The organism is Massilia sp. NP310 (genome assembly GCF_019443485.1).
In the GTDB taxonomy this organism is placed as follows: Bacteria; Pseudomonadota; Gammaproteobacteria; order Burkholderiales; family Burkholderiaceae_D; genus Telluria; species Telluria timonae.
The window spans coordinates 4,650,885-4,670,818 of the sequence record NZ_CP080379.1 but is presented as its reverse complement, the minus strand read 5'-3'; the positions used below and the strand labels follow the sequence as shown (position 1 = coordinate 4,670,818).

At 61.4% G+C, this 19,934-nt stretch carries 31 protein-coding genes and 1 tRNA gene; 2 read left to right on the top strand and 30 right to left on the bottom strand.

What is annotated here, in order from left to right; all coding sequences use genetic code 11:
- Positions 1 to 42: 42 nt before the first annotated feature.
- Positions 43 to 576, top strand: a complete 534-nt coding sequence (locus tag KY496_RS20580; RefSeq protein WP_005663397.1) for a Spy/CpxP family protein refolding chaperone — start codon at positions 43 to 45, stop codon at positions 574 to 576.
- 39 nt (positions 577 to 615) lie between these two features.
- Here the strand turns inward: KY496_RS20580 and dsbD are convergent, their stop codons facing one another.
- The 30 genes from dsbD to KY496_RS20430 all read right to left on the bottom strand — a co-directional run bounded on the left by dsbD (position 616) and on the right by KY496_RS20430 (position 17,185).
- Positions 616 to 2,439 carry a protein-disulfide reductase DsbD gene (gene dsbD, locus KY496_RS20575; RefSeq protein WP_219862196.1) on the bottom strand — a complete coding sequence of 608 codons (1,824 nt, stop codon included), beginning with the start codon at positions 2,437 to 2,439 and terminating at the stop codon, positions 616 to 618.
- 127 nt (positions 2,440 to 2,566) lie between these two features.
- Positions 2,567 to 2,962: a 50S ribosomal protein L17 gene (gene rplQ / locus KY496_RS20570; RefSeq protein ID WP_005663400.1), complete on the bottom strand. Its 396-nt coding sequence runs from the start codon at positions 2,960 to 2,962 to the stop codon at positions 2,567 to 2,569.
- Between the two features lie 118 nt (positions 2,963 to 3,080).
- Entirely contained in the window at positions 3,081 to 4,058 is a 978-nt protein-coding gene (locus tag KY496_RS20565) for a DNA-directed RNA polymerase subunit alpha (RefSeq protein WP_005663401.1), read from the bottom strand.
- Positions 4,059 to 4,361: 303 nt separating this feature from the next.
- Complete coding sequence (rpsD, locus tag KY496_RS20560) at positions 4,362 to 4,985, bottom strand: 30S ribosomal protein S4 (protein WP_005663403.1); 624 nt, start codon at positions 4,983 to 4,985, stop codon at positions 4,362 to 4,364.
- Positions 4,986 to 5,245: 260 nt separating this feature from the next.
- Entirely contained in the window at positions 5,246 to 5,650 is a 405-nt protein-coding gene (gene rpsK / locus KY496_RS20555; RefSeq protein WP_005663404.1) for a 30S ribosomal protein S11, read from the bottom strand.
- A gap of 14 nt (positions 5,651 to 5,664) precedes the next feature.
- Positions 5,665 to 6,030, bottom strand: coding sequence for a 30S ribosomal protein S13 (gene rpsM / locus KY496_RS20550; protein ID WP_005663405.1), 366 nt, complete (start codon positions 6,028 to 6,030; stop codon positions 5,665 to 5,667).
- Between the two features lie 14 nt (positions 6,031 to 6,044).
- Entirely contained in the window at positions 6,045 to 6,158 is a 114-nt protein-coding gene (rpmJ, locus tag KY496_RS20545) for a 50S ribosomal protein L36 (protein ID WP_005663407.1), read from the bottom strand.
- A gap of 37 nt (positions 6,159 to 6,195) precedes the next feature.
- On the bottom strand, positions 6,196 to 6,414 hold the full coding sequence (gene infA, locus KY496_RS20540; protein ID WP_005663428.1) for a translation initiation factor IF-1: 219 nt from the start codon (positions 6,412 to 6,414) through the stop codon (positions 6,196 to 6,198).
- A gap of 21 nt (positions 6,415 to 6,435) precedes the next feature.
- Positions 6,436 to 7,770, bottom strand: coding sequence for a preprotein translocase subunit SecY (gene secY, locus KY496_RS20535; protein ID WP_005663430.1), 1,335 nt, complete (start codon positions 7,768 to 7,770; stop codon positions 6,436 to 6,438).
- A 28-nt stretch (positions 7,771 to 7,798) separates the two neighbouring features.
- Positions 7,799 to 8,230 carry a 50S ribosomal protein L15 gene (rplO, locus tag KY496_RS20530; protein WP_005663434.1) on the bottom strand — a complete coding sequence of 144 codons (432 nt, stop codon included), beginning with the start codon at positions 8,228 to 8,230 and terminating at the stop codon, positions 7,799 to 7,801.
- A 28-nt stretch (positions 8,231 to 8,258) separates the two neighbouring features.
- Complete coding sequence (gene rpmD, locus KY496_RS20525) at positions 8,259 to 8,438, bottom strand: 50S ribosomal protein L30 (protein ID WP_005663436.1); 180 nt, start codon at positions 8,436 to 8,438, stop codon at positions 8,259 to 8,261.
- An 11-nt stretch (positions 8,439 to 8,449) separates the two neighbouring features.
- Entirely contained in the window at positions 8,450 to 8,968 is a 519-nt protein-coding gene (rpsE, locus tag KY496_RS20520) for a 30S ribosomal protein S5 (protein ID WP_005663437.1), read from the bottom strand.
- 12 nt (positions 8,969 to 8,980) lie between these two features.
- Entirely contained in the window at positions 8,981 to 9,343 is a 363-nt protein-coding gene (gene rplR / locus KY496_RS20515; protein WP_005663438.1) for a 50S ribosomal protein L18, read from the bottom strand.
- A gap of 11 nt (positions 9,344 to 9,354) precedes the next feature.
- Positions 9,355 to 9,888 (bottom strand): 50S ribosomal protein L6, encoded by a 534-nt coding sequence (gene rplF, locus KY496_RS20510; RefSeq protein WP_005663440.1) that lies wholly within the window; start codon positions 9,886 to 9,888, stop codon positions 9,355 to 9,357.
- 10 nt (positions 9,889 to 9,898) lie between these two features.
- A complete protein-coding gene (gene rpsH / locus KY496_RS20505) occupies positions 9,899 to 10,294 on the bottom strand; it encodes a 30S ribosomal protein S8 (protein ID WP_005663442.1) in 396 nt (131 codons plus the stop codon).
- A gap of 14 nt (positions 10,295 to 10,308) precedes the next feature.
- Positions 10,309 to 10,614 (bottom strand): 30S ribosomal protein S14, encoded by a 306-nt coding sequence (gene rpsN / locus KY496_RS20500; protein ID WP_005663444.1) that lies wholly within the window; start codon positions 10,612 to 10,614, stop codon positions 10,309 to 10,311.
- A gap of 4 nt (positions 10,615 to 10,618) precedes the next feature.
- Entirely contained in the window at positions 10,619 to 11,158 is a 540-nt protein-coding gene (gene rplE / locus KY496_RS20495; RefSeq protein ID WP_005663447.1) for a 50S ribosomal protein L5, read from the bottom strand.
- Positions 11,159 to 11,164: 6 nt separating this feature from the next.
- Positions 11,165 to 11,479, bottom strand: coding sequence for a 50S ribosomal protein L24 (gene rplX / locus KY496_RS20490; RefSeq protein ID WP_219862194.1), 315 nt, complete (start codon positions 11,477 to 11,479; stop codon positions 11,165 to 11,167).
- A 9-nt stretch (positions 11,480 to 11,488) separates the two neighbouring features.
- On the bottom strand, positions 11,489 to 11,857 hold the full coding sequence (rplN, locus tag KY496_RS20485) for a 50S ribosomal protein L14 (protein ID WP_005663451.1): 369 nt from the start codon (positions 11,855 to 11,857) through the stop codon (positions 11,489 to 11,491).
- 238 nt (positions 11,858 to 12,095) lie between these two features.
- The gene (rpsQ, locus tag KY496_RS20480) at positions 12,096 to 12,368 is read right to left on the bottom strand and encodes a 30S ribosomal protein S17 (RefSeq protein WP_005663453.1); all 273 of its coding nucleotides are present in this window, start codon (positions 12,366 to 12,368) and stop codon (positions 12,096 to 12,098) included.
- Positions 12,365 to 12,556, bottom strand: a complete 192-nt coding sequence (rpmC, locus tag KY496_RS20475; protein WP_005663455.1) for a 50S ribosomal protein L29 — start codon at positions 12,554 to 12,556, stop codon at positions 12,365 to 12,367. The genes rpsQ and rpmC overlap by 4 nt, the downstream gene beginning before the upstream one ends.
- A gap of 12 nt (positions 12,557 to 12,568) precedes the next feature.
- Entirely contained in the window at positions 12,569 to 12,988 is a 420-nt protein-coding gene (gene rplP / locus KY496_RS20470) for a 50S ribosomal protein L16 (protein WP_005663456.1), read from the bottom strand.
- Between the two features lie 2 nt (positions 12,989 to 12,990).
- Positions 12,991 to 13,788 (bottom strand): 30S ribosomal protein S3, encoded by a 798-nt coding sequence (rpsC, locus tag KY496_RS20465; protein WP_005663458.1) that lies wholly within the window; start codon positions 13,786 to 13,788, stop codon positions 12,991 to 12,993.
- Positions 13,789 to 13,799: 11 nt separating this feature from the next.
- Positions 13,800 to 14,132, bottom strand: a complete 333-nt coding sequence (gene rplV, locus KY496_RS20460; RefSeq protein ID WP_174348348.1) for a 50S ribosomal protein L22 — start codon at positions 14,130 to 14,132, stop codon at positions 13,800 to 13,802.
- Positions 14,129 to 14,404, bottom strand: coding sequence for a 30S ribosomal protein S19 (rpsS, locus tag KY496_RS20455; RefSeq protein WP_005663463.1), 276 nt, complete (start codon positions 14,402 to 14,404; stop codon positions 14,129 to 14,131). The genes rplV and rpsS overlap by 4 nt, the downstream gene beginning before the upstream one ends.
- A 9-nt stretch (positions 14,405 to 14,413) precedes the next feature.
- Positions 14,414 to 15,241, bottom strand: coding sequence for a 50S ribosomal protein L2 (rplB, locus tag KY496_RS20450; protein WP_005663464.1), 828 nt, complete (start codon positions 15,239 to 15,241; stop codon positions 14,414 to 14,416).
- Positions 15,241 to 15,558, bottom strand: a complete 318-nt coding sequence (gene rplW, locus KY496_RS20445) for a 50S ribosomal protein L23 (RefSeq protein WP_005663466.1) — start codon at positions 15,556 to 15,558, stop codon at positions 15,241 to 15,243. The genes rplB and rplW overlap by 1 nt, the downstream gene beginning before the upstream one ends.
- Positions 15,555 to 16,175, bottom strand: coding sequence for a 50S ribosomal protein L4 (gene rplD, locus KY496_RS20440; protein ID WP_005663467.1), 621 nt, complete (start codon positions 16,173 to 16,175; stop codon positions 15,555 to 15,557). The genes rplW and rplD overlap by 4 nt, the downstream gene beginning before the upstream one ends.
- Positions 16,176 to 16,177: 2 nt before the next feature.
- Positions 16,178 to 16,834 (bottom strand): 50S ribosomal protein L3, encoded by a 657-nt coding sequence (gene rplC / locus KY496_RS20435; protein WP_005663469.1) that lies wholly within the window; start codon positions 16,832 to 16,834, stop codon positions 16,178 to 16,180.
- Between the two features lie 274 nt (positions 16,835 to 17,108).
- Positions 17,109 to 17,185 (bottom strand) — tRNA-Val (locus KY496_RS20430).
- Positions 17,186 to 17,590: 405 nt separating this feature from the next.
- On the opposite strand from KY496_RS20430, the gene ggpS reads away from it, so the two are divergent.
- Positions 17,591 to 19,909 carry a glucosylglycerol-phosphate synthase gene (ggpS, locus tag KY496_RS20425; protein WP_184237938.1) on the top strand — a complete coding sequence of 773 codons (2,319 nt, stop codon included), beginning with the start codon at positions 17,591 to 17,593 and terminating at the stop codon, positions 19,907 to 19,909.
- The last annotated feature ends 25 nt before the right edge of the window (positions 19,910 to 19,934 follow it).

Here is a 19,934-nt window from a genome sequence, read left to right as displayed (position 1 = left end):
TTTCGGATGCACGTCAACCAGACACTCACAAAAGGAAGAACCATGAATACCCTCCGCAAGAACCTCGTGATCGCTCTCACCGCTGCCGGCCTGTTCGGCGCCACGATCGGCGCCCAGGCCCAGACCGCCGCCCCTGCCGAAGGCCGTCCGGCCTTGACGGCCGAGCAACGCCTGGCCAAGAAGGCCGAGTGGCAGGCCAAGGCCGGCGAGCGCCGCGCGAAGATGGAACAGAAGCGCGCCGAACGCCAGGCCAAGCTGCGCGATGCGCTCAAGCTGAATGCGCAGCAGCAGCCGGCCTGGGATGCCTTCGTCGCCAGCCAGGCGCCGCAGAAGAAGGGTGAACGCGCCGGACGTGGCGACCGCGCCGCCTGGGCCAGCCTGAGCGCCCCGCAACGCATGGAAAAGCAGATCGCGATGCAGAAGGAACGCACCGCGCGCATGGAAGCGCGTCTTGGCGCCCTGAACAGCTTCTATGCCCAGCTGACGCCGGAACAGCGCAAGACCTTCGATGAGCAGGCCAAGCACCGCAAGGGCCCGCGCCATCATGGTCACCACGGCCACCGCGCGAACGCGTAAGCGTGACGGCTCCCAAGGTTGGCGGCGACGCCGCCAACCTTACCGCTGCAGCCGCTGCAGCGAGACCAGGAACTTCTCCGCATTCTGGAAGCCGATCACCCGGCTGTCCGCGATTTCCTTCCCTTCGCCATCGAACAGGATGATGCCCGGCGGCCCGAACAGGCCGAAGCGCTTGAGCATGGCCTTGTCGTCGGCATCGTTGGCCGTCACGTCCACCTGCAGCAGCACGGTATCGGCGAGCTTTTGCTGCACGGCCGGGTCGACGAAGGTGAACTTCTCCATCTCCTTGCACGACACGCACCAGTCGGCATAAAAATCGAGCATCACGGTCTTGCCGGCGTTGGCGGCCAGCGCAGCGTCGAGCTGGTCCACGGTCTTGATGCGGCTGAACGCCAGCCCGTGGTTCTGCGGCGCGCCGCCGAGGTGCGCCAGCGGCGCCCAGGCGTCGCGCCCGCCGCTGGCGAGGCCGACCAGCTGGGTCGCCCCCAGCACCGCGAACGCCGCGCCGAAGGCCATCGCCGCCCAGTGACGGGTATGGCGCAACAGATAGAAGCCATACCCCAGCAGCAGCGCCGCCCACAGCAGCATCTGGGCCAAGCCGGGGAGCACCGGCGACACCAGCCAGATCGCCATCGCCAGCATCAGCACGCCGAACAGGCGCTTCACCGATTCCATCCACGGTCCCACGCGCGGCAGCAGCGAGCCGGCCGACAGGCCCACCAGCAGCAGCGGGATGCTCATCCCCACCGCCATCGAGAACAGCGCCGCGCCGCCGATGAAGACGTCGCGCGTCTGGCTGATGTAGACCAGGGCGCCGGCCAGCGGCGCCGCCACGCAGGGGCCCACGATCAGGGCGGAGATGGCGCCCATGACGAACACCCCGAGCAGCTTGCCGCCCTGCTGGCTGTTGGATGCCTGCGTCAAACGGGTCTGCAAGGTGTTAGGCAGTTGTAACTGATAGAAACCGAACATCGACAGCGACATGGCCACGATCAGCAGCGCGAAGGCGCCCAGCACCCAGGGATTCTGCAGCGCGGCGGCCAGGCCTTCGCCGGCCAGGCCGGCGGCGATGCCGAGCAGGGTGTAGACGATCGCCATGCCCAGCGCATACGCCAGCGACAGCACGAAGCCGCGCGAACGGCTCACGTGCCTGCCCTCGCCCACGATGATCGAGGACAGGATCGGCACCATCGGCAGCACGCACGGGGTGAACGCCAGGCCCAGGCCGAGCAGGATGAAGGCCGGCACGATGGCCAGCAGGCTGCCGCCGCCGAGGATGCCGGCGATGGTCGACAGGTCCGATTGCGGCGCGGCGGGCGCCGCTGCCGGCGTAGCGGCGAGCGGCGCGGACGCCGGCGTCGACATGCCGCCCTGGGCCGCGCCACCGCCGATCGGCAGGCCGGACGCGGGCTGCGCGCCGCCGGCGCCGAGATTCACGCTGTGCTCCTGCGGCGGATAGCACAGGCCGGCGTCGGCGCAGCCCTGGCTGGTGGCCGTCAGGGTGAACGGGCCGGCGCCCTCGACCGGGATGCGGATCGTCAGGGTGCCGGTATGGGTCTCGAGATCCTTCTCGAAGGTCGGGTCGTACTTCACCTTGCCCTGCGGGACCTGCGGCTCGCCCAGCGTGACGCCGGCGCCGCTGGCCTTGAAGGCGAATCGCTCGCGGTACATGTAGTAGGCGGGCGCGATGACGTAGGTGATCTCGGCGGTCTGCGGGTCGGCCATGCGCGCTTCAAAACGGAAGGCGACGGCCGGATCGAGGAAGTCCTGCCCGGCGCGGGCGGGCAGCGCGGTGAACAGGGAAAGGACGGCGAACAGCGTCAGGCAGGCCTGCAGCAGGCGGCGGGCGGAAAATCGAACCATGGTATCTCGTGGAAAGTTACTGCACCGGGCATGGTACACCGCTTGCCCGCTTCGCGCCGGAACTCATCCTTGGCACGGGCGAAAAAAAACCAGGCGCGAGGCCTGGTCTTTTCAAGTCGACAGTCGATTACTCGGCGGTCGGTGCTTCTTCAGCCGAAGTGACTTCTGGACGGTCCAGCAGTTCGACGTAAGCCATTGGTGCATTGTCGCCAACGCGGAAGCCCATCTTCAGGATACGCAGGTAGCCGCCGTTGCGGTTTGCGTAGCGAGGACCCAGTTCAGCGAACAGCTTCTGGACCATTTCGCGGTCGCGCAGGCGAGCGAAGGCCAGGCGCTTGTTTGCCAGGGTGTCGGTCTTGCCCAGGGTCAGGATCGGTTCGATGACGCGACGCAGTTCCTTGGCTTTCGGGACGGTGGTCTTGATGGCTTCGTGACGCAGCAGCGAAACAGTCATGTTGCGCAGCATTGCCAGACGGTGGGACGAGGTACGGTTCAGTTTACGAAGGCCGTGACGGTGACGCATGGTATTTCCTTTCGGGTGTTTTCAAATCCAGTTCTTCGATCGTTCGTGCAAGCACGTCCGCGGACCGGTTCAGGGTTAAATCCGCCCGGACATCATGCCCAGGCGGGGTACGGCAAAATTACTTTTCCAGGCCAGCAGGCGGCCAGTTTTCCAGCTTCATGCCCAGGGTCAGGCCGCGCGAAGCAAGGACTTCCTTGATTTCGTTGAGCGACTTGCGGCCCAGGTTCGGCGTCTTGAGCAGTTCGTTTTCCGAACGCTGGATCAGGTCGCCGATGTAGTAGATGTTTTCTGCTTTCAGGCAGTTGGCCGAACGGACGGTCAGTTCCAGGTCGTCGACCGGGCGCAGCAGGATCGGATCGACCAGCGGCGCGCGCGATGGCGCTTCGGCGGCGGCTTCGGTGCCTTCCAGGGCGGCGAACACGTTCAGCTGGTCGACCAGCACGCGGGCCGACTGGCGGATCGCTTCTTCCGGGGTGATAACGCCGTTGGTCTCGATGTTGATGATCAGCTTGTCCAGGTCGGTACGCTGTTCGACACGGGCCGATTCCACGGCGTACGACACGCGGCGCACTGGCGAGAACGATGCGTCCAGGATGATGCGGCCGATGGTCTTGTTGGTGTCTTCCGACAGGCGGCGGACGTTGCCCGGCACGTAGCCGCGGCCCTTCTCGACCTTGATCTGCATGTCCAGCTTGCCGCCTGCGGTCAGGTGGGCGATGACATGGTCAGGGTTGATCAGTTCGACGTCGTGCGGCAGGTCGATGTCCGAAGCCAGGACGGCGCCTTCGCCTTCCTTCTTCAGGGTCAGGGTGACGGAATCGCGGTTGTGGACCTTGAAGACCACGCCCTTCAGGTTCAGCAGCAGGTCGACGACGTCTTCCTGCACGCCATCCAGCGACGAGTATTCATGCACGACACCAGCGATCGTCACTTCGGTCGGCGCATAGCCCACCATCGACGACAGCAGGACGCGACGCAGTGCGTTGCCGAGGGTGTGGCCATAGCCACGCTCGAACGGCTCCATCACGACTTTCGCGTGGCCGGCGCCCAGTGCTTCGACGTCGATGATACGTGGCTTCAACAAACTATTTTGCATGAATGAGTCCTTTTCAATACCCTCGGCTCGTTACACCGATAAGGCTGATGGCTTTAAAGAGAACGCCTGCGCAAAGGCAGGCGGGTAAAACAATTCTGTGCGACGCGATGATAGGAACTGGAAAGATGTGCATCCCGATTCGCTGTGGGTGCCGACCCGAGGTCGCTGCGCCCGCACCACCACCACGTCGTTCCCGCGTAGGCGGGAACCCAAGTTCTGCGACTTCGGATGCAAAACTGGGATCCCCGCCTGCGCGGGGACGACTGCCCAAGAGCCGGCTTGCAGCCGTCTCTGTCGCAGTCGTTAACGCGAGTACAGTTCGACGATCAGCGCTTCGTTGACGTCGGCAGCGATTTCGTTACGTTCTGGGAACGAACGGAAGGTGCCTTCCAGCTTCTTCGCATCGACCGAGACCCAGCTCGGGAAGCCGACTTGTTCGGCCAGCGACAGCGCTTCAGCGATACGCACTTGCTTCTTGGCTTTTTCACGAACAGCGATGACGTCGCCGGTCTTGACCTGGTACGAAGCGATGTTCACGACGTTGCCGTTCACGGTGAAGGCCTTGTGGCTCACCAGCTGGCGTGCTTCGGCGCGGGTCGAGCCGAAGCCCATGCGGTAAGCGACGTTGTCCAGGCGCGATTCCAGCAGCTTCAGCAGGGTTTCGCCGGTGTTGCCCTTGCGACGGTTCGCTTCAGCGAAGTAGCGGCGGAACTGACGTTCCAGCACACCGTAGATACGCTTGACCTTCTGCTTTTCGCGCAGCTGGTTGCCGTAGTCCGAGGTGCGGGCACCCGACTTGACGCCGTGCTGGCCTGGCTTGACGTCCAGTTTGCACTTCGAATCGAGCGAGCGACGTGCGCTCTTCAGGAACAGGTCGGTGCCTTCACGGCGCGACAGTTTTGCTTTTGGTCCGATATAACGTGCCACGTTAGATTTCCTTTAATATTTGATCACGCCCCAGAGATGCACATGCACCCAGGCGCTAGTCCAGCTCTGCAGTTGATAGCAACTCAGGCCGGACGTGGCTTACAACAGCGCCCGCCATCGAGATGGCAGGCGACAAGAGCCGGGCAGTATAACCCATTTCTGGGCAACTGCACCGGCGATCTTTTAAACACAACGGGGCGTGCGCCCCGTGCGTCGTGTTCAAGACACGGATCGGGCGGCGGACCGCCCGGCACGAGGTCTTAGATACGGCGACGCTTCGGCGGACGGCAGCCGTTGTGTGGAACTGGGGTGACGTCCTGGATCTCGGTGATCTTGATGCCGAGGTTGTTCAGAGCGCGCACAGCCGATTCACGGCCTGGGCCTGGGCCCTTGATGCGCACTTCCAGGTTTTTCACGCCCGATTCCTGAGCGACCTTGCCTGCAGCTTCGGCAGCGACCTGAGCCGCGAACGGGGTCGATTTGCGCGAACCCTTGAAGCCGGCGCCGCCGGAGGTTGCCCACGACAGAGCATTGCCCTGACGGTCGGTGATGGTGATGATCGTGTTGTTGAACGAGGCGTGCACGTGGGCGATGCCCTCGGCAACGTTCTTCTTCACTTTCTTGCGCACGCGTGCTGCTGCTGCGCTGCTTTGTTGCTTGGCCATGGTCGGTTCCTAGATTATTTCTTGAGCGATTGAGCTGCCTTGCGCGGACCTTTACGGGTACGAGCATTGGTGCGGGTACGCTGACCGCGGACCGGCAGGCCCTTACGGTGACGCATGCCGCGGTAGCAACCCAGGTCCATCAGACGCTTGATGTTCATGGACAGTTCGCGGCGCAGGTCGCCTTCCACGACAAACTTGCCGACTTCGTCGCGCAGTTTCTCGAGTTCGTTATCGTCCAGGTCCTTGACCTTCTTGTTGGTCGCGATACCGGTTGCGTCGCAGATCTTCTGCGAACGCGGACGGCCAATACCGTAGATAGCCGTCAGGCCGATAACGGTGTGCTGATGATTTGGGATGTTAACCCCTGCAATACGTGCCATTCGTTATTCCTCGATTAACCTTGACGCTGCTTGTGACGCGGCTCGACGCAGATCACACGGACCACGCCTTTGCGCTTGATGATCTTGCAGTTGCGGCAGATCCGCTTGACTGAAGCGTTAACTTTCATTTTGCACTCTCTTCGGTTCGTTTACTTGATGATGTTTTTACTTGGTGCGGAACACGATGCGGGCCCGGGACAGGTCATACGGAGTCAACTCCACCGTCACCTTGTCACCCGGGAGGATGCGGATATAGTTCATCCGCATTTTACCCGAGATATGCCCCAGGACCACATGTCCGTTTTCCAGCTTCACGCGGAACGTCGCGTTTGGGAGATTCTCCAGAATCTCCCCCTGCATTTGGATGACGTCGTCTTTTGCCATTCGCTCTATGCACTCCCCCGCTTATCGCGTAGGAACTCCACCCTTGAAGTTAGCCTTACGCAGCAGGGAATCATATTGCTGCGACATGACGTAGTTCTGCACTTGTGCCATGAAGTCCATCGTCACCACCACGATGATCAGGAGCGACGTGCCACCGAAGTAGAAGGGAACCTTCCACTGGGCGGTCATGAACTCCGGCACCAGGCACACCAGGGTGATATAGACTGCACCGGCCAGGGTCAGGCGCATCAGGATCTTGTCGATGTAGCGTGCGGTCTGCTCACCCGGACGGATGCCCGGAACAAACGCGCCGCTCTTCTTCAAGTTGTCCGCCGTTTCCTTGCTGTTGAATACCAGCGCGGTGTAGAAGAAGCAGAAGAACACGATCGCCACCGCATACAGCAACGCGTGGATTGGCTCGCCTGGCGCCATCGACGCCGCCAGATCCTTCAGGAACCCGATCACGGGGCCGGACGAATCCTTGCCGCGCGTGAACCAGTCGACAATCGTCGCCGGGAACAGAATGATCGACGAAGCGAAGATCGGCGGGATCACGCCTGCCATGTTCAGCTTCAAGGGCAGGTGGCTGGTTTGGCCACCGTAGATCTTGTTGCCGACTTGACGCTTGGCGTAATTGACCAGGATCTTGCGCTGTCCGCGTTCCACGAACACCACCGCATACGTCACCGCAGCCACCAGGACCACGATCAGGATGGCCGAGAAGCTGCCGATCGAGCCGTTCGAGACCAGGGTGAACAAGCCGCCCAGGGCCGAAGGCAGACCTGCTGCGATACCGGCAAAGATGATGATCGAAATGCCGTTGCCAAGACCACGCTCGGTGATCTGCTCGCCCAGCCACATGAGGAACATGGTGCCGGTCAGGAGGGTAACGACGGTCACGAAGCGGAAGCCGAGACCAGGGTCGATGACCAGGCCAGGCTGCGCCTCGAGCGCGACTGCGATGCCGAACGCCTGGAACAACGCCAGTGCCACCGTGAAGTAACGGGTGTACTGGGTGATCTTGCGGCGGCCGGCCTCGCCCTCTTTCTTCAACGCCTCGAGTTGCGGCGAGACGATCGATGCAAGCTGCATGATGATCGAAGCCGAAATGTAAGGCATGATGCCGAGCGCGAACACGGTAAAGCGGGACAAGGCGCCACCCGAGAACATGTTGAACATGCCCAGGATGCCGCCCTCGTTCTGCTTGAACAGCGCAGCGAGCTGCACCGGGTCAATCCCGGGAACCGGGATATGAGCACCGATGCGGTACACGACCAATGCGCCAAGCAAAAACCACAGCCGGCCCCAGGGGAATCCGGAAGCGGCGCTTTTACCAAGTTGTGAATTAGTCGCCAATTTTTGCTCCGATCAGGCAGCGGCCGCTTTACGCGACCGAGCCGCCAGCTGCTTCGATCGCTGCTTTCGCGCCAGCGGTCGCTTTCAGGCCCTTGAGGTTCACCGCTTTGGTGATCTCGCCGGACAGGATGACGCGCACGTCGCGTGCCACGACCGGCAGGATGCCTGCCTGCTTGAGCACCAGGATGTCGACGTCGCCGACAGCCAGGTTGTTCAGGTCGGACAGACGAACTTCAGCCTTGAAGGTCGCGTTCAGCGATTTGAAGCCGCGCTTCGGCAGACGGCGCTGCAGAGGCATCTGACCGCCTTCGAAGCCGACTTTGTGGAAGCCGCCCGAACGCGATTTCTGACCCTTGTGACCACGGCCGGCGGTCTTGCCCAGGCCGGAGCCGATGCCGCGACCGACGCGACGCTTGGCGTGTTTAGCGCCTTCGGCTGGTTGAATGGTATTGAGTTCCATTGATTTCTCCGTTCGCAAACCCGAGGGCTTACGAAACAACTTTCACGAGGTACGCGACTTTGTTGATCATGCCACGCACGGCTGGGGTGTCTTGCAGCTCGGAGACCGAGTTGACGCGACGCAGGCCCAGGCCACGCACGGTGGCGCGGTGGTCTTGACGGGTACCGATCAGGCCCTTGACGAGCTGAACTTTAACGGTGTTTGCCATGTGAGTTCTCCTTAACCGACGATGTCTTCGACCGACTTGCCGCGCTTGGCAGCGATGTCAGCCGCGGTGCTCATCTTCGACAGGCCGTCGAGGGTTGCGCGCACCAGGTTGTAAGGATTCGACGAACCGGTCGACTTGGCGACCACGTCGGTCACGCCCATCACTTCGAAGATAGCGCGCATTGCGCCACCAGCGATCACGCCGGTACCAGGCTTGGCTGGCATCATCATGACGCGCGAGGCGCCGTGACGACCGGACACGGTGTGGTGCAGGGTACCGTTCTTGAGTGGCACCTTGATCAGGTTGCGGCGGGCTTCTTCCATCGCTTTTTGCACGCCGACAGGAACTTCCTTCGACTTGCCCTTGCCCATGCCGATGCGGCCATCGCCGTCACCGACAACGGTCAGCGCTGCAAAACCCATGATACGACCACCCTTGACCACTTTGGTCACGCGGTTGATCGCGATCATTTTTTCGCGCATGCCATCATCCGGCTTGTCGCTTGCCATTTTCGCTTGCATTTTTGCCATGACGATTCTTCCTTAGAACTTCAGACCGGCTTCGCGCGCGGCTTCCGCCAGCGCCTTCACACGGCCGTGGTAACGGAAACCCGAGCGATCGAACGCAACTTCGGTGATTCCTGCTTTCAGTGCTTTTTCTGCGACGCGCTTGCCAACCAGAGCGGCTGCAGCAGCGTTGCCGCCGGCGCCGGTCTTGCCAGCCAGTTCGGCGCGCACTTCCGCTTCCAGGGTCGAAGCCGACACCAGTACTTTTGCGTCCGGGCTGATCAGGTTCGCGTAGATGTGCAGGTTGGTGCGGTGAACCGACAGGCGGTTCACGCCCAGCTGGGCGATCTTGATGCGGGTCTGACGGCCACGACGCAGACGGGATTGTTTCTTGTCCATGTCTGCTCCGATTATTTCTTCTTGGTTTCTTTAAGCTTGACCACTTCGTCCGAATAACGGACGCCCTTGCCCTTGTAAGGCTCAGGAGCGCGGTAAGCGCGAACTTCGGCGGCAACCTGGCCAACCTTCTGGCGATCGATACCCTTGATCACGATTTCGGTCGGGGTCGGGGTCACTGCGGTGACGCCTTCGGGCATCGCGTGCAGGACCGGGTGCGAGAAGCCCAGCGACAGGTTCAGGGCGTTGCCCTGCACTGCTGCCTTGTAGCCCACGCCGACCAGGTTCAGCTTCTTCTCGAAGCCCTTGGTGACGCCGGTGACCATGTTGTTGACCAGGGCGCGCAGGGTGCCCGACATGGCGTTCGATTCACGCGACTCGTCGATCACGTCGAAGGTCAGCGTGCCATTGTTGTTTTCCACTTTGACCAGGCCGTTCAGGGCTTGGGTCAGGGTGCCCAGCGGGCCCTTGACGGTGATCGACGACGCGTTGATCGCGACTTCGGCACCGGCAGGGACGGCGATTGGCATCTTAGCTACTCGAGACATCGTCTACTCCTTAAGCCACGTAGCAAATCACTTCGCCACCGACGCCGGTAGCACGTGCTTTGCGGTCAGTCATGACGCCTTGCGGGGTCGAGACGATAGCCACGCCCAGGCCGTTCATGACGGTTGGGATCTCGTCTTTGCCCTTGTAGATACGCAGGCCAGGACGGGAAACGCGCTCGAGGCGCTCGATGACCGGACGGCCGGTGTAATACTTCAAACCGATTTTCAGTTCCGCTTTGCCGCCTTCGGACGACACTGCGAAATCTTCAATGTAACCCTCGTCCTTCAGGACGTTGGCAATGGCAACCTTGACTTTCGACGACGGCATTGCGACCGAGGTTTTCTGAACAACTTGTGCGTTGCGAATGCGGGTCAGCATATCGGCGATAGGATCGCTCATACTCATTGCTTATTCTCCTATTACCAGCTAGCTTTGGTCATACCCGGAATTTCGCCCTTCATGGCGAATTCGCGGAGTTTGGTACGGGCCAGACCGAATTTACGGAAAGTGCCACGTGGACGGCCGGTCATGGCGCAGCGGTTACGCTGGCGGGTCGGGGCCGAGTTGCGCGGCAGAGCCTGCAGCTTCAGGCGCGCTTCGTAACGTTCTTCTTCCGACTTCGACTGGTCGTCGATGATTGCTTTCAGAGCGGCACGCTTCGCGGCGAATTTCTCCACCAGGTCTGCACGCTTCTGTTCGCGGTTAATCAGTGCAAGTTTTGCCATGCTCTTAGTTCCTGAACGGGAATTTGAAGGCGGCGAGCAGCGCTTTGGCTTCTTCGTCGGTCTTAGCGGTCGTGGTGATCGAGATGTTCATGCCACGCAGCGCATCGATCTTGTCGTAGTCGATCTCTGGGAAGATGATCTGCTCTTTGACACCGATGTTGTAGTTGCCACGGCCATCGAACGATTTGCCGCTCACGCCACGGAAGTCACGCACGCGCGGCAGGGCCACGGTGATGAAACGGTCCAGGAATTCGTACATGCGGGCGCCGCGCAGGGTCACCATCGTGCCGATCGGGTAGCCTTCGCGGATCTTGAAACCTGCGATTGCCTTGCGAGCCTTGGTCACGACAGGCTTCTGGCCAGCGATCTTGGTCAGGTCGCCGGTAGCGTGCTCGATGATCTTCTTGTCGGCGACTGCTTCCGACAGACCCATGTTCAGGGTGATCTTGGTCAGGCGCGGCACTTCCATCACCGACTTGTAACCGAATTTTTCGGTCAGTTCGGCGACGACTTTGTCTTTGTAAATTGCTTGGAGACGGGCCATTTCTTATTACCCTTTCACTACTTCGCCGTTCGACTTGAAGACGCGGACTTTCTTGCCGTCCTGGTCTTTGAAGCCAACGCGATCTGCCTTGCCGGTCGCAGCGTTGAACAGCGCGACGTTCGACACGTGAATCGGCATAGTCTTGTCGACGATACCACCAGTAACACCGGTCATCGGGTTCGGCTTGGTCGCTTTCTTAGCGACGTTGACGCCTTCGACCATGACGTGTTCAGCGTCTACACGCTTCTGAACGACGCCACGCTTGCCCTTGTCCTTACCGGTCAGAACGATGACTTCGTCGTTTTTACGAATCTTATCCATGTCGAATCCTTACAGAACTTCAGGTGCCAGCGACACGATCTTCATGAACTTCTCGGTACGCAGCTCGCGCGTCACCGGTCCGAAGATACGGGTACCGATCGGCTCCAGCTTGGCGTTCAGCAGGACAGCGGCATTGCCGTCGAACTTGACCAGGGAACCATCCTGGCGGCGCACACCTTTAGCGGTACGCACAACCACGGCATTGTAAATTTCACCCTTTTTGACGCGACCACGTGGGGCAGCGACTTTCACGGTGACCTTGATGATGTCGCCAATGCTCGCGTAACGGCGCTTCGAGCCGCCCAACACCTTGATGCACAGAACTTCCTTGGCACCGGTGTTGTCGGCTACTTCGAGCCGGCTTTCGGTTTGAATCATAGTATTTTCTTTCCCAACTTAAGCCGTAGAAAACCCCACGGAAACCCATGGGCCTGCGGTCAGTCTTGGTCCCGCCGTGCCGCCCCTGCTGGAGCACCACGATTGGGTGATTGGACTTTCCAATAACGCATTCGTTACAGGCCGCACTTGCCGAGGGGACAAACTGCGGCAACACATGAACGAAGCCCGCTAGTATCTCAGATACCAGCGGGCCACGCAAGACAAATTTTCTAGATACTTACAGTACCTGTGCGACTTGCAACACTTTGGTCACAGTCCACGCTTTCGTCTTCGAGATCGGGCGACCTTCTGCGATCTCGACGGTGTCACCGATTTTCGCTTCGTTCGCTTCGTCGTGCGCGTGATACTTGTTCGAGCGCACGATGATCTTGCCGTACAGCGGGTGCTTGACGTGACGTTCGATCAGCACGGTCACCGTCTTGTCCATTTTGTCGGACACGACTTTGCCGACCAGCGTACGCTTCAGCGCCGTTTTAGTGGTGTCGTTCATTTGGCTTCCTTCTGGTTCATCACAGTCTTCACACGCGCGATATCGCGACGTACTTTCTTGAGCTGCGCGGTGTTACCGAGCTGCTGGGTAGCGACTTGCATGCGCAGACCGAACTGGGCCTTCAGCAGCTCGTTCAGCTCCTTCTGCAGCGCTTCCTGGTCTTTGCCGCGGAGTTCCGATGCTTTCATATTCAACTCCTGTTATTGGCCAACTTGGCGCACCACGAAGGTGGTAGCCAGTGGCAGTTTGGCAGCGGCCAGGCGGAACGCTTCGCGCGCCAGTTCTTCAGCGACGCCGTCCATCTCGTACAGGACTTTGCCTGGCTGGATTTCAGCGACGTAGTACTCTGGGTTACCCTTACCGTTACCCATACGGACTTCGGCCGGCTTGTTCGAAATCGGCTTGTCCGGGAAGATACGGATCCAGATACGACCGCCACGCTTGATGTGACGGGTCATGGCACGACGAGCCGCTTCGATCTGGCGTGCGGTGATACGGCCGCGGGCAACTGCCTTCAGGCCGAATTCGCCGAACGACACAGCGGTGCCGCGGGTGTGCGAAATGCCGGTGTTACGGCCTTTCTGCTCTTTACGATATTTCCTGCGCGATGGCTGCAGCATGCTTATTCTCCTGCTTTCTCAGCTGCCGGCTTGGCAGCGGCGCGGCGGCCCGCTGGAGCGGCACCTGGCTTCGCGCCTGGACGTGGACGGCTGCCTGGCTTGCCGTCGTCACGACGTGGGCCGCGTGGCTTCTTCTCGTCCGGCGGGGTGTCGATCACAGGTGCTTCGCCCGTTGGGGAGCGGTCGCCCTTGTAGACCCAGACCTTGACGCCGATGATGCCGTAGGTGGTCGATGCTTCGCTGGTGCCGTAGTCGATATCGGCGCGCAGGGTGTGCAGAGGCACACGGCCTTCGCGGTACCATTCGGTACGTGCGATTTCGATGCCGTTCAGGCGGCCCGACGACATGATCTTGATGCCGACGGCGCCCAGGCGCATGGCGTTCTGCATGGCGCGCTTCATGGCGCGGCGGAACATGATGCGCTTTTCGAGCTGCTGCGAGATCGAATCGGCGATCAGCTGCGAATCGATTTCCGGCTTGCGGATCTCTTCGATATTGACGTGCACAGGCACGCCCATGATCTTCGTCAGCGACGACTTCAGCACTTCGATGTCTTCGCCTTTTTTACCGATCACGACACCAGGACGCGACGAGTAAATGGTGAAGCGTGCGTTCTTGGCAGGACGCTCGATGACGATGCGGCCGACCGAAGCGTTCTTCAGCTTCTTCTTCAGGAAAGCGCGTGCTTCCAGGTCTTCCTTCAGCATGTCGGCGAAATTGCCGTTGCCAGCGTACCAGCGCGATGCCCAGTTACGGGTGACCGCCAGGCGGAAGCCGGTTGGGTGGATTTTCTGACCCATCGTGTGACTCCTTAGTTACCGACAGTCACGTAGATGTGACAGGATTGTTTCGAAATACGATCGCCGCGGCCCTTCGCACGTGCGGTGAAGCGCTTCAGGATCGGGCCCTTTTCGACGTAGATCTGGGTGACTTTCAGCTCGTCGATGTCCGCGCCATCGTTGTGTTCCGCGTTGGCGATCGCCGACTCAAGAACCTTCTTGATGATGGTCGCGCCCTTTTTCGGGCTGAATTGCAGAATGTTGAGTGCAGCGTCAACTTTCTTGCCACGGATCAGGTCGGCGACCAGACGGCCTTTTTGTTCCGACAGGCGCACGCCTTTGAGGATTGCTTTAGTTTCCATTATCGTTTCGCCTTCTTGTCAGCGGCGTGGCCCTTGAACGTACGGGTCAGCGCGAATTCGCCGAGCTTGTGGCCGACCATGTTCTCCGACACGTACACAGGCACGTGCACTTTGCCGTTGTGGACGGCGATCGTCAGACCGATGAAGTCCGGGGTGATCGTCGAGCGGCGCGACCAGGTTTTGACTGGCTTCTTGTCTTTGGTCGCTTGCGCGGCTTCGACTTTTTTCACCAGGTGGGCGTCAATGAACGGCCCTTTTTTCAATGAACGAGTCATGATTTATCCTTATTTCTTGCCGCGACGCGAGACGATCATCGACGAAGTGCGCTTGTTCGAACGCGTCTTCTTGCCCTTGGTCTGCTGGCCCCATGGCGACACTGGATGACGACCAGCTGCCGTACGACCTTCACCACCACCGTGCGGGTGATCGATCGGGTTCATGACCACACCGCGGACGGTAGGACGAACACCGCGCCAGCGCATCGCGCCAGCCTTACCGATCTTGCGCAGGCTGTGCTCGGCGTTGCCGACTTCACCCACGGTTGCACGGCACTCGATGTGCACGCGACGGACTTCACCCGAGCGCAGGCGAACCTGGGCGTAGGTGCCTTCACGGGCCATCAGCACGACGCCGGCGCCGGCGGTACGGGCCATCTGGGCACCCTTACCTGGCAGCATTTCGACGCAGTTCATCACGGTACCGACCGGGATGTTGCGGATTGGCAGGCAGTTACCGGCCTTGATCGGCGCTTCCGAGCCGTTCATGACGCTGTCGCCGACAGCCATGCCCTTGGTGGCGATGATGTACTGACGCTCGCCGTCCGCGTAGCACAGCAGTGCGATGTGCGCGGTACGGTTCGGGTCGTATTCGATACGCTCGACCTTGGCAGGAATGCCGTCCTTCTGGCGCTTGAAGTCGACCAGACGGTAGTGCTGCTTGTGACCACCGCCCTTGTGGCGGGTGGTGATGTGACCGTTGTTGTTACGGCCGGCGGTTTTCGATTTCTTTTCAACCAGGGCTGCGAGCGGACGGCCTTTGTACAGGCCTTCGGTCACAACTTTCACCATGCCGCGACGGCCTGGGGAGGTTGGCTTCATCTTAACGAGTGCCATTATTTAGCCTCCTCGACAAAATTGATTTCCTGGCCTGGCTTCAGGCACACGAAAGCACGCTTGGTGTGGTTGCGACGGCCGGTGAAACGACCCGAACGCTTTTGCTTGCCTTCGCGGTTCACGGTTTGCACCGATTCCACTTCGACCTTGAACAGCAGTTCGACGGCAGCCTTGATTTCTGGCTTGGTCGCGTCAGGCAGGACCTTGAACACGATCTGCTCGTTCTTTTCCGCGACGAAGGTAGCCTTCTCGGAAATGATCGGAGCCAGCAGCACCTTCATCAGGCGCTCTTCGCTGAATTTGATTGCGGCGCTCATGCGTACATCTCCTCGATCTTGGCCAGAGCAGCTTTCGTGACCAGGACTTTTTTGTAGAACACCAGCGACATCGGATCAGCGTGCTTCGGCTCGACGACCAGCACGTGCGGCAGGTTGCGCGATGCCAGTTCCAGGTTCTCGTCGATGGTGTCGGTGATCACCAGGACCGATTCCAGACCCATGGTCTGCAGTTTTTGCGACAGCAGCTTGGTCTTTGGAGCTTCGATCGACAGGTTCTCGACCACGTTCAGGCGGCCTTCGCGAGCCAGTTGCGAGAAGATCGAGCAGATACCTGCACGGAACATCTTCTTGTTAACTTTGTGCGAGAAGTTCTCGTCCGGGGTGTTCGGGAAGATGCGACCACCGCCGCGCCACAGTGGCGACGACGACATACCAGCACGAGCGCGTCCGGTGCCTTTCTGGCGCCATGGCTTCTTGGTCGTGTGGTGGACTTCTTCACGGTCCTTCTGCTTGCGGTTGCCGCTACGTGCGTTGGCAGCGTAGGCGACGACGATCTGGTGGATCAGGGCTTCGTTGTATTCACGACCGAACACTTCGTCGGTTGCTGCAACGTTGGCGCCAGCTTGACCTTGCTCATTCAGGAGCTTCAGTTCCATGCTTACGCTCCTTTCTTGGCTTTGGTTTTGACAGCAGGCTTGACGACCACTTGGCCGTTCTTCGCGCCAGGCACGGCACCTTTGACCAGCAGCAGCTGGCGGTCGGCGTCGATGCGAGCGATTTCCAGGTTCTGGGTGGTGACGGTAACGTCGCCCAGGTGACCGGTCATGCGCTTGCCCGGGAACACGCGGCCTGGATCCTGGGCCATACCGATCGAGCCAGGAACATTGTGCGAACGCGAGTTACCGTGGGTAGCACGGCCCGAAGCGAAGTTGTAACGCTTGATGGTACCGGCGTAGCCCTTACCGATCGAGGTGCCTTGCACGTCGATTTTCTGGCCCACTTCGAACATCGAAGCATCGATGGTGTCGCCGGCTTTGAGTTCAGCGGCTTTGGTGGAATCGATGCGGAATTCTTTCAGCATCGTACCGGCTTCGACGCCAGCTTTGGCGTAGTGACCGGCGGCGGCCTTGTTCACGCGGGAAGCGCGACGTTGACCGAAGACGACCTGAACTGCGGTGTAGCCATCAGTTTCAGGGGTTTTGACTTGTGCGACACGGTTGTTCGACACGTCCAGCACGGTGACAGGGATCGAATCGCCGTCATCCGTGAAGATACGCATCATGCCAACCTTGCGACCGAGGAGGCCCAGGCTCATTTTTTCTCCATTCCCACCTACGATTGGGCGGGGGTAGTTGAACTACTAAAAAATATGGGTCAAAAAAGACAGACCCATACCGAAGCCGGCTAGTATAGCGCGCAAAAGGCTTCGGCGCAACAGGAAAAATCGGAGTCAAGACCGGCCTGTTGCGCTTTTCGCAGTAACTGGAGAAAGAAGAATCCGCTCTAGCTGAGCGGCACAGAAAAGGCACACCGCTGCGCCTTTTCTCTACAGGCTACGACCATTGCTGGGAGCCTGCGATCTGGAAGTCTGGTGGGCGGTGCAGGATTCGAACCTGCGACCCCTTGGATGTCGACCAAGTATTCTAACCAGCTGAACTAACCGCCCGGGGAGCCGAATTATAAGTGCCGGGCTTAAAGTTTTGCAATAGCTTTTTTCGCGTGCCCGTCAATTTCTGTGCGCCTCGTCCGCGGCCGCGCCGGGACGGCGAGGCGAATCGCGGGTTGAAGATGCCGCCCCGAAATGCTATTGTACAAATGTTTTCCGAGGGTCGACCGCGTCGCGCGCACCTGGCGCACGTGATTTTCCGGCATCCATGCCGGCGCTGTCCGCCCTCTTCCGCCTGGCGGTTCCCAATGTGTCGAACGCGCATTCCTACAGAAGAGAGCGCAGCTTGTCGCATCCCGCCTTTCTCCGGCCCGCGCGCCTCCCCGGCGAGCATCGCGGGCCCAGACCCGGTCCGCCACCCAACCCATGGCTCATGGGCGGACGCATCGCTGCAAAGGATGAAGAATGACTGTCATTGAAACACGCCACTGGCCGCGCCAGCTCGATCCCTCACGCCTGGTGCTGGCTACCGACCTCGACGGTACGCTGCTGGCCGGCACCCATGAGGCGCGGCGCCGCATCCGCGAACTGTTTTCCGGCGCCCTGCCGGAAGCAACACTGGTGTTCGTCACCGGCCGCGGCCTGGAAACCGTCATTCCCCTGCTGTCCGACCCAACGGTGCCGCGCCCCCATTACATCATCGCCGACGTCGGCGCCACCATCGTCGACGCCGACCTGCGCCCGGTCGAACCGCTGGCGCACGAGATCGCGGCGCGCTGGCCGGGCAGCCAGGCGGTATTGAAAGCGCTGGCCGATTTCCCGGAGCTGGTGCGCCAGTCGGTGCCGCAGGAACGCCGCGTTTCCTTCTACGCCACCGAGGAGGCCCTGACGCCTGAGCTCCGGAATGCCGTCGACGCCCTCGGCTGCGACCTGCTGTTCTCGGCCGGCCGCTACCTGGACGTGCTGCCGCGCGGCGTCGGCAAGGGCGTCGCGGTGCGCCGCCTGGCCGAAGTCGCCGGTTTCGATCCGGCCCATATCGTGGTGGCGGGCGACACCCTGAACGACCTGTCGATGTTCGAGGCGGGCTTCCGCGGCGTGGTGGTCGGCGCCGCCGAACCGGCGCTGGTGCAGGCGGTGCGCAAGATGCCGCGCGTGGTGGTGGCCGACGCCGCCGGCTGCGGCGGCATCCTGCAGGCCTTCGGCCGCCACGGCCTGCGCCTGGACGGCGACGCCGTGGCGCATGACGCGACCTCCTATGGCGAGGCCGAGCTGGTGATGGTCTACCACCGCCTGCCCTATGACGAAGTGGTGGAAGGCGGCGTCACCTACCAGCGCCGCCCGAAAAGCCCGAACGGCATCATGCCGACCCTGCTCAGCTTTTTCGCCGGCGGGCGCAAGGGCTCGTGGGTCGCCTGGTCGCAGCAGGCCAGCCGGACGCCGGGCGGGTTCATCCCGCACGTGGCCGTCGACGCCCAGCGCTACCCGCAACTCAAGGCGGCCCGGATTCCGCTGACGGCGGACGACATCGACCAGTTCTACAAGAAGTTCTCGAAAGAGGCGTTCTGGCCGATCATCTTCTCCTTCCCCGATAAGGCCGAATTCCGCCAGGACCACTGGGAGCGCTTCCTGGAAGTCAACCGCCTGTTCGCCGAGCAGACCGCGCGCGAGGCGGCGCCCGGCGCCACCGCCTGGATCCACGACTACAACCTGTGGATGGTGCCGGCCTTCCTGCGCCCGCTGCGCCCGGACCTGACGATCGCCTTCTTCCACCACACCGCCTTCCCTTCCAGCGACGTGTTCAACATCCTGCCGTGGCGCAACGACATCATCGGCAGCCTGCTGCAGTGCGACTACGTCGGCTTCCACATCCCGCGCTACGTCGAGAACTTCGTCGACGCCGCGCGCTCCTGCGCGCCGGTCGAGGTGCTGGATGCGGTGCCGTGCGCGCCGCGCTACCTGACCTTCGGCTGCGCGCTGGGCGTGGACCGCATGCACAGCGCGCTCGAAGTGGGCGGACGCCGGGTCACGCTGGGCGCCCATCCGGTGGGCACCAACGCCGGCCTGATCGACGACCTGGTCAGGAGCGACGATATTCAGCGCCAGATCGCCGAATGGGACGAGTACCTGGATGGCCGCACCGGCATCATCTCGATCGAGCGCCTCGATTACGTCAAGGGCTCGCTGGAGAAGCTGCAGGCCTACGAGCGCATGCTCGAACAGCATCCCGAGCTGCTGGGGAAGGTCATGCTCATCAACATCATCACGCCGGCGGCGTCGGGCATGGAGATCTACGACAGCCTGCGCGAGGAACTGGACCGCACCGTGGGCCGCATCAACGGCCGCTTCTCGACCCTGGACTGGGTGCCGGTGCGCTACTTCTACCGCTCGCTGCCGTTCGAGGAAGTCGTGGCCCATTACGCCGCCTGCGACGTCGCCTGGATCACGCCGCTGCGCGACGGCCTGAACCTGGTGGCCAAGGAATACGTCGCCACCCGCCACGCCGCGGGCCGTCCCGGCACGCTGGTGCTGTCCGAATTCGCCGGCGCCGCCGTCGAGCTGCACGGCGCGCTGCTGGTGAACCCGTATGACAGGAACGCGATGAGCGCGACGCTCTACCACGCGCTGACCATGGGCGCCGATGAAGTGGCCTACCGCTCCGGCCGCATGGCCGCGATCGTGCGCGACCGCGACGTGGCGCGCTGGGGCGACGACTTCCTGGCCGCATTGGCCGCCCTGCCGTCATCCGGGCACGACGACGGTCAGGAAGAGCGCTCCGCCGCCTGAAGCTTGAACATTGAATGAAAGGGAA

Excerpts from the sequence above, each read along its gene's own strand:
- rpmJ (WP_005663407.1), bottom strand. The coding sequence starts at position 6,158 with ATGAAAGTTAACGCTTCAGTCAAGCGGATCTGCCGCAACTGCAAGATC.
- KY496_RS20580 (WP_005663397.1), top strand. The coding sequence starts at position 43 with ATGAATACCCTCCGCAAGAACCTCGTGATCGCTCTCACCGCTGCCGGC.
- rplO (WP_005663434.1), bottom strand. The coding sequence starts at position 8,230 with ATGGAACTCAATACCATTCAACCAGCCGAAGGCGCTAAACACGCCAAG.
- rplD (WP_005663467.1), bottom strand. The coding sequence starts at position 16,175 with ATGGAACTGAAGCTCCTGAATGAGCAAGGTCAAGCTGGCGCCAACGTT.
- ggpS (WP_184237938.1), top strand. The coding sequence starts at position 17,591 with ATGACTGTCATTGAAACACGCCACTGGCCGCGCCAGCTCGATCCCTCA.
- rpsN (WP_005663444.1), bottom strand. The coding sequence starts at position 10,614 with ATGGCAAAACTTGCACTGATTAACCGCGAACAGAAGCGTGCAGACCTG.
- rplC (WP_005663469.1), bottom strand. The coding sequence starts at position 16,834 with ATGAGCCTGGGCCTCCTCGGTCGCAAGGTTGGCATGATGCGTATCTTC.
- rpsM (WP_005663405.1), bottom strand. The coding sequence starts at position 6,030 with ATGGCACGTATTGCAGGGGTTAACATCCCAAATCATCAGCACACCGTT.
- rplR (WP_005663438.1), bottom strand. The coding sequence starts at position 9,343 with ATGGACAAGAAACAATCCCGTCTGCGTCGTGGCCGTCAGACCCGCATC.
- KY496_RS20565 (WP_005663401.1), bottom strand. The coding sequence starts at position 4,058 with ATGCAAAATAGTTTGTTGAAGCCACGTATCATCGACGTCGAAGCACTG.
- rplP (WP_005663456.1), bottom strand. The coding sequence starts at position 12,988 with ATGCTGCAGCCATCGCGCAGGAAATATCGTAAAGAGCAGAAAGGCCGT.
- infA (WP_005663428.1), bottom strand. The coding sequence starts at position 6,414 with ATGGCAAAAGACGACGTCATCCAAATGCAGGGGGAGATTCTGGAGAAT.
- rpsQ (WP_005663453.1), bottom strand. The coding sequence starts at position 12,368 with ATGAACGACACCACTAAAACGGCGCTGAAGCGTACGCTGGTCGGCAAA.
- dsbD (WP_219862196.1), bottom strand. The coding sequence starts at position 2,439 with ATGGTTCGATTTTCCGCCCGCCGCCTGCTGCAGGCCTGCCTGACGCTG.
- rpsS (WP_005663463.1), bottom strand. The coding sequence starts at position 14,404 with ATGACTCGTTCATTGAAAAAAGGGCCGTTCATTGACGCCCACCTGGTG.
- rpmC (WP_005663455.1), bottom strand. The coding sequence starts at position 12,556 with ATGAAAGCATCGGAACTCCGCGGCAAAGACCAGGAAGCGCTGCAGAAG.
- rplE (WP_005663447.1), bottom strand. The coding sequence starts at position 11,158 with ATGGCCCGTCTCCAAGCAATTTACAAAGACAAAGTCGTCGCCGAACTG.
- rpsH (WP_005663442.1), bottom strand. The coding sequence starts at position 10,294 with ATGAGTATGAGCGATCCTATCGCCGATATGCTGACCCGCATTCGCAAC.
- rpmD (WP_005663436.1), bottom strand. The coding sequence starts at position 8,438 with ATGGCAAACACCGTTAAAGTTCAGCTCGTCAAGGGCCTGATCGGTACC.
- rplN (WP_005663451.1), bottom strand. The coding sequence starts at position 11,857 with ATGATTCAAACCGAAAGCCGGCTCGAAGTAGCCGACAACACCGGTGCC.
- rpsC (WP_005663458.1), bottom strand. The coding sequence starts at position 13,788 with ATGGGTCAGAAAATCCACCCAACCGGCTTCCGCCTGGCGGTCACCCGT.
- rpsE (WP_005663437.1), bottom strand. The coding sequence starts at position 8,968 with ATGGCAAAAATGCAAGCGAAAATGGCAAGCGACAAGCCGGATGATGGC.
- rplW (WP_005663466.1), bottom strand. The coding sequence starts at position 15,558 with ATGAGCGCCGCAATCAAATTCAGCGAAGAGCGCCTGATGAAGGTGCTG.
- rpsK (WP_005663404.1), bottom strand. The coding sequence starts at position 5,650 with ATGGCCAAGCAACAAAGCAGCGCAGCAGCAGCACGCGTGCGCAAGAAA.
- rplB (WP_005663464.1), bottom strand. The coding sequence starts at position 15,241 with ATGGCACTCGTTAAGATGAAGCCAACCTCCCCAGGCCGTCGCGGCATG.
- rplX (WP_219862194.1), bottom strand. The coding sequence starts at position 11,479 with ATGGATAAGATTCGTAAAAACGACGAAGTCATCGTTCTGACCGGTAAG.
- rplQ (WP_005663400.1), bottom strand. The coding sequence starts at position 2,962 with ATGCGTCACCGTCACGGCCTTCGTAAACTGAACCGTACCTCGTCCCAC.
- rplF (WP_005663440.1), bottom strand. The coding sequence starts at position 9,888 with ATGTCTCGAGTAGCTAAGATGCCAATCGCCGTCCCTGCCGGTGCCGAA.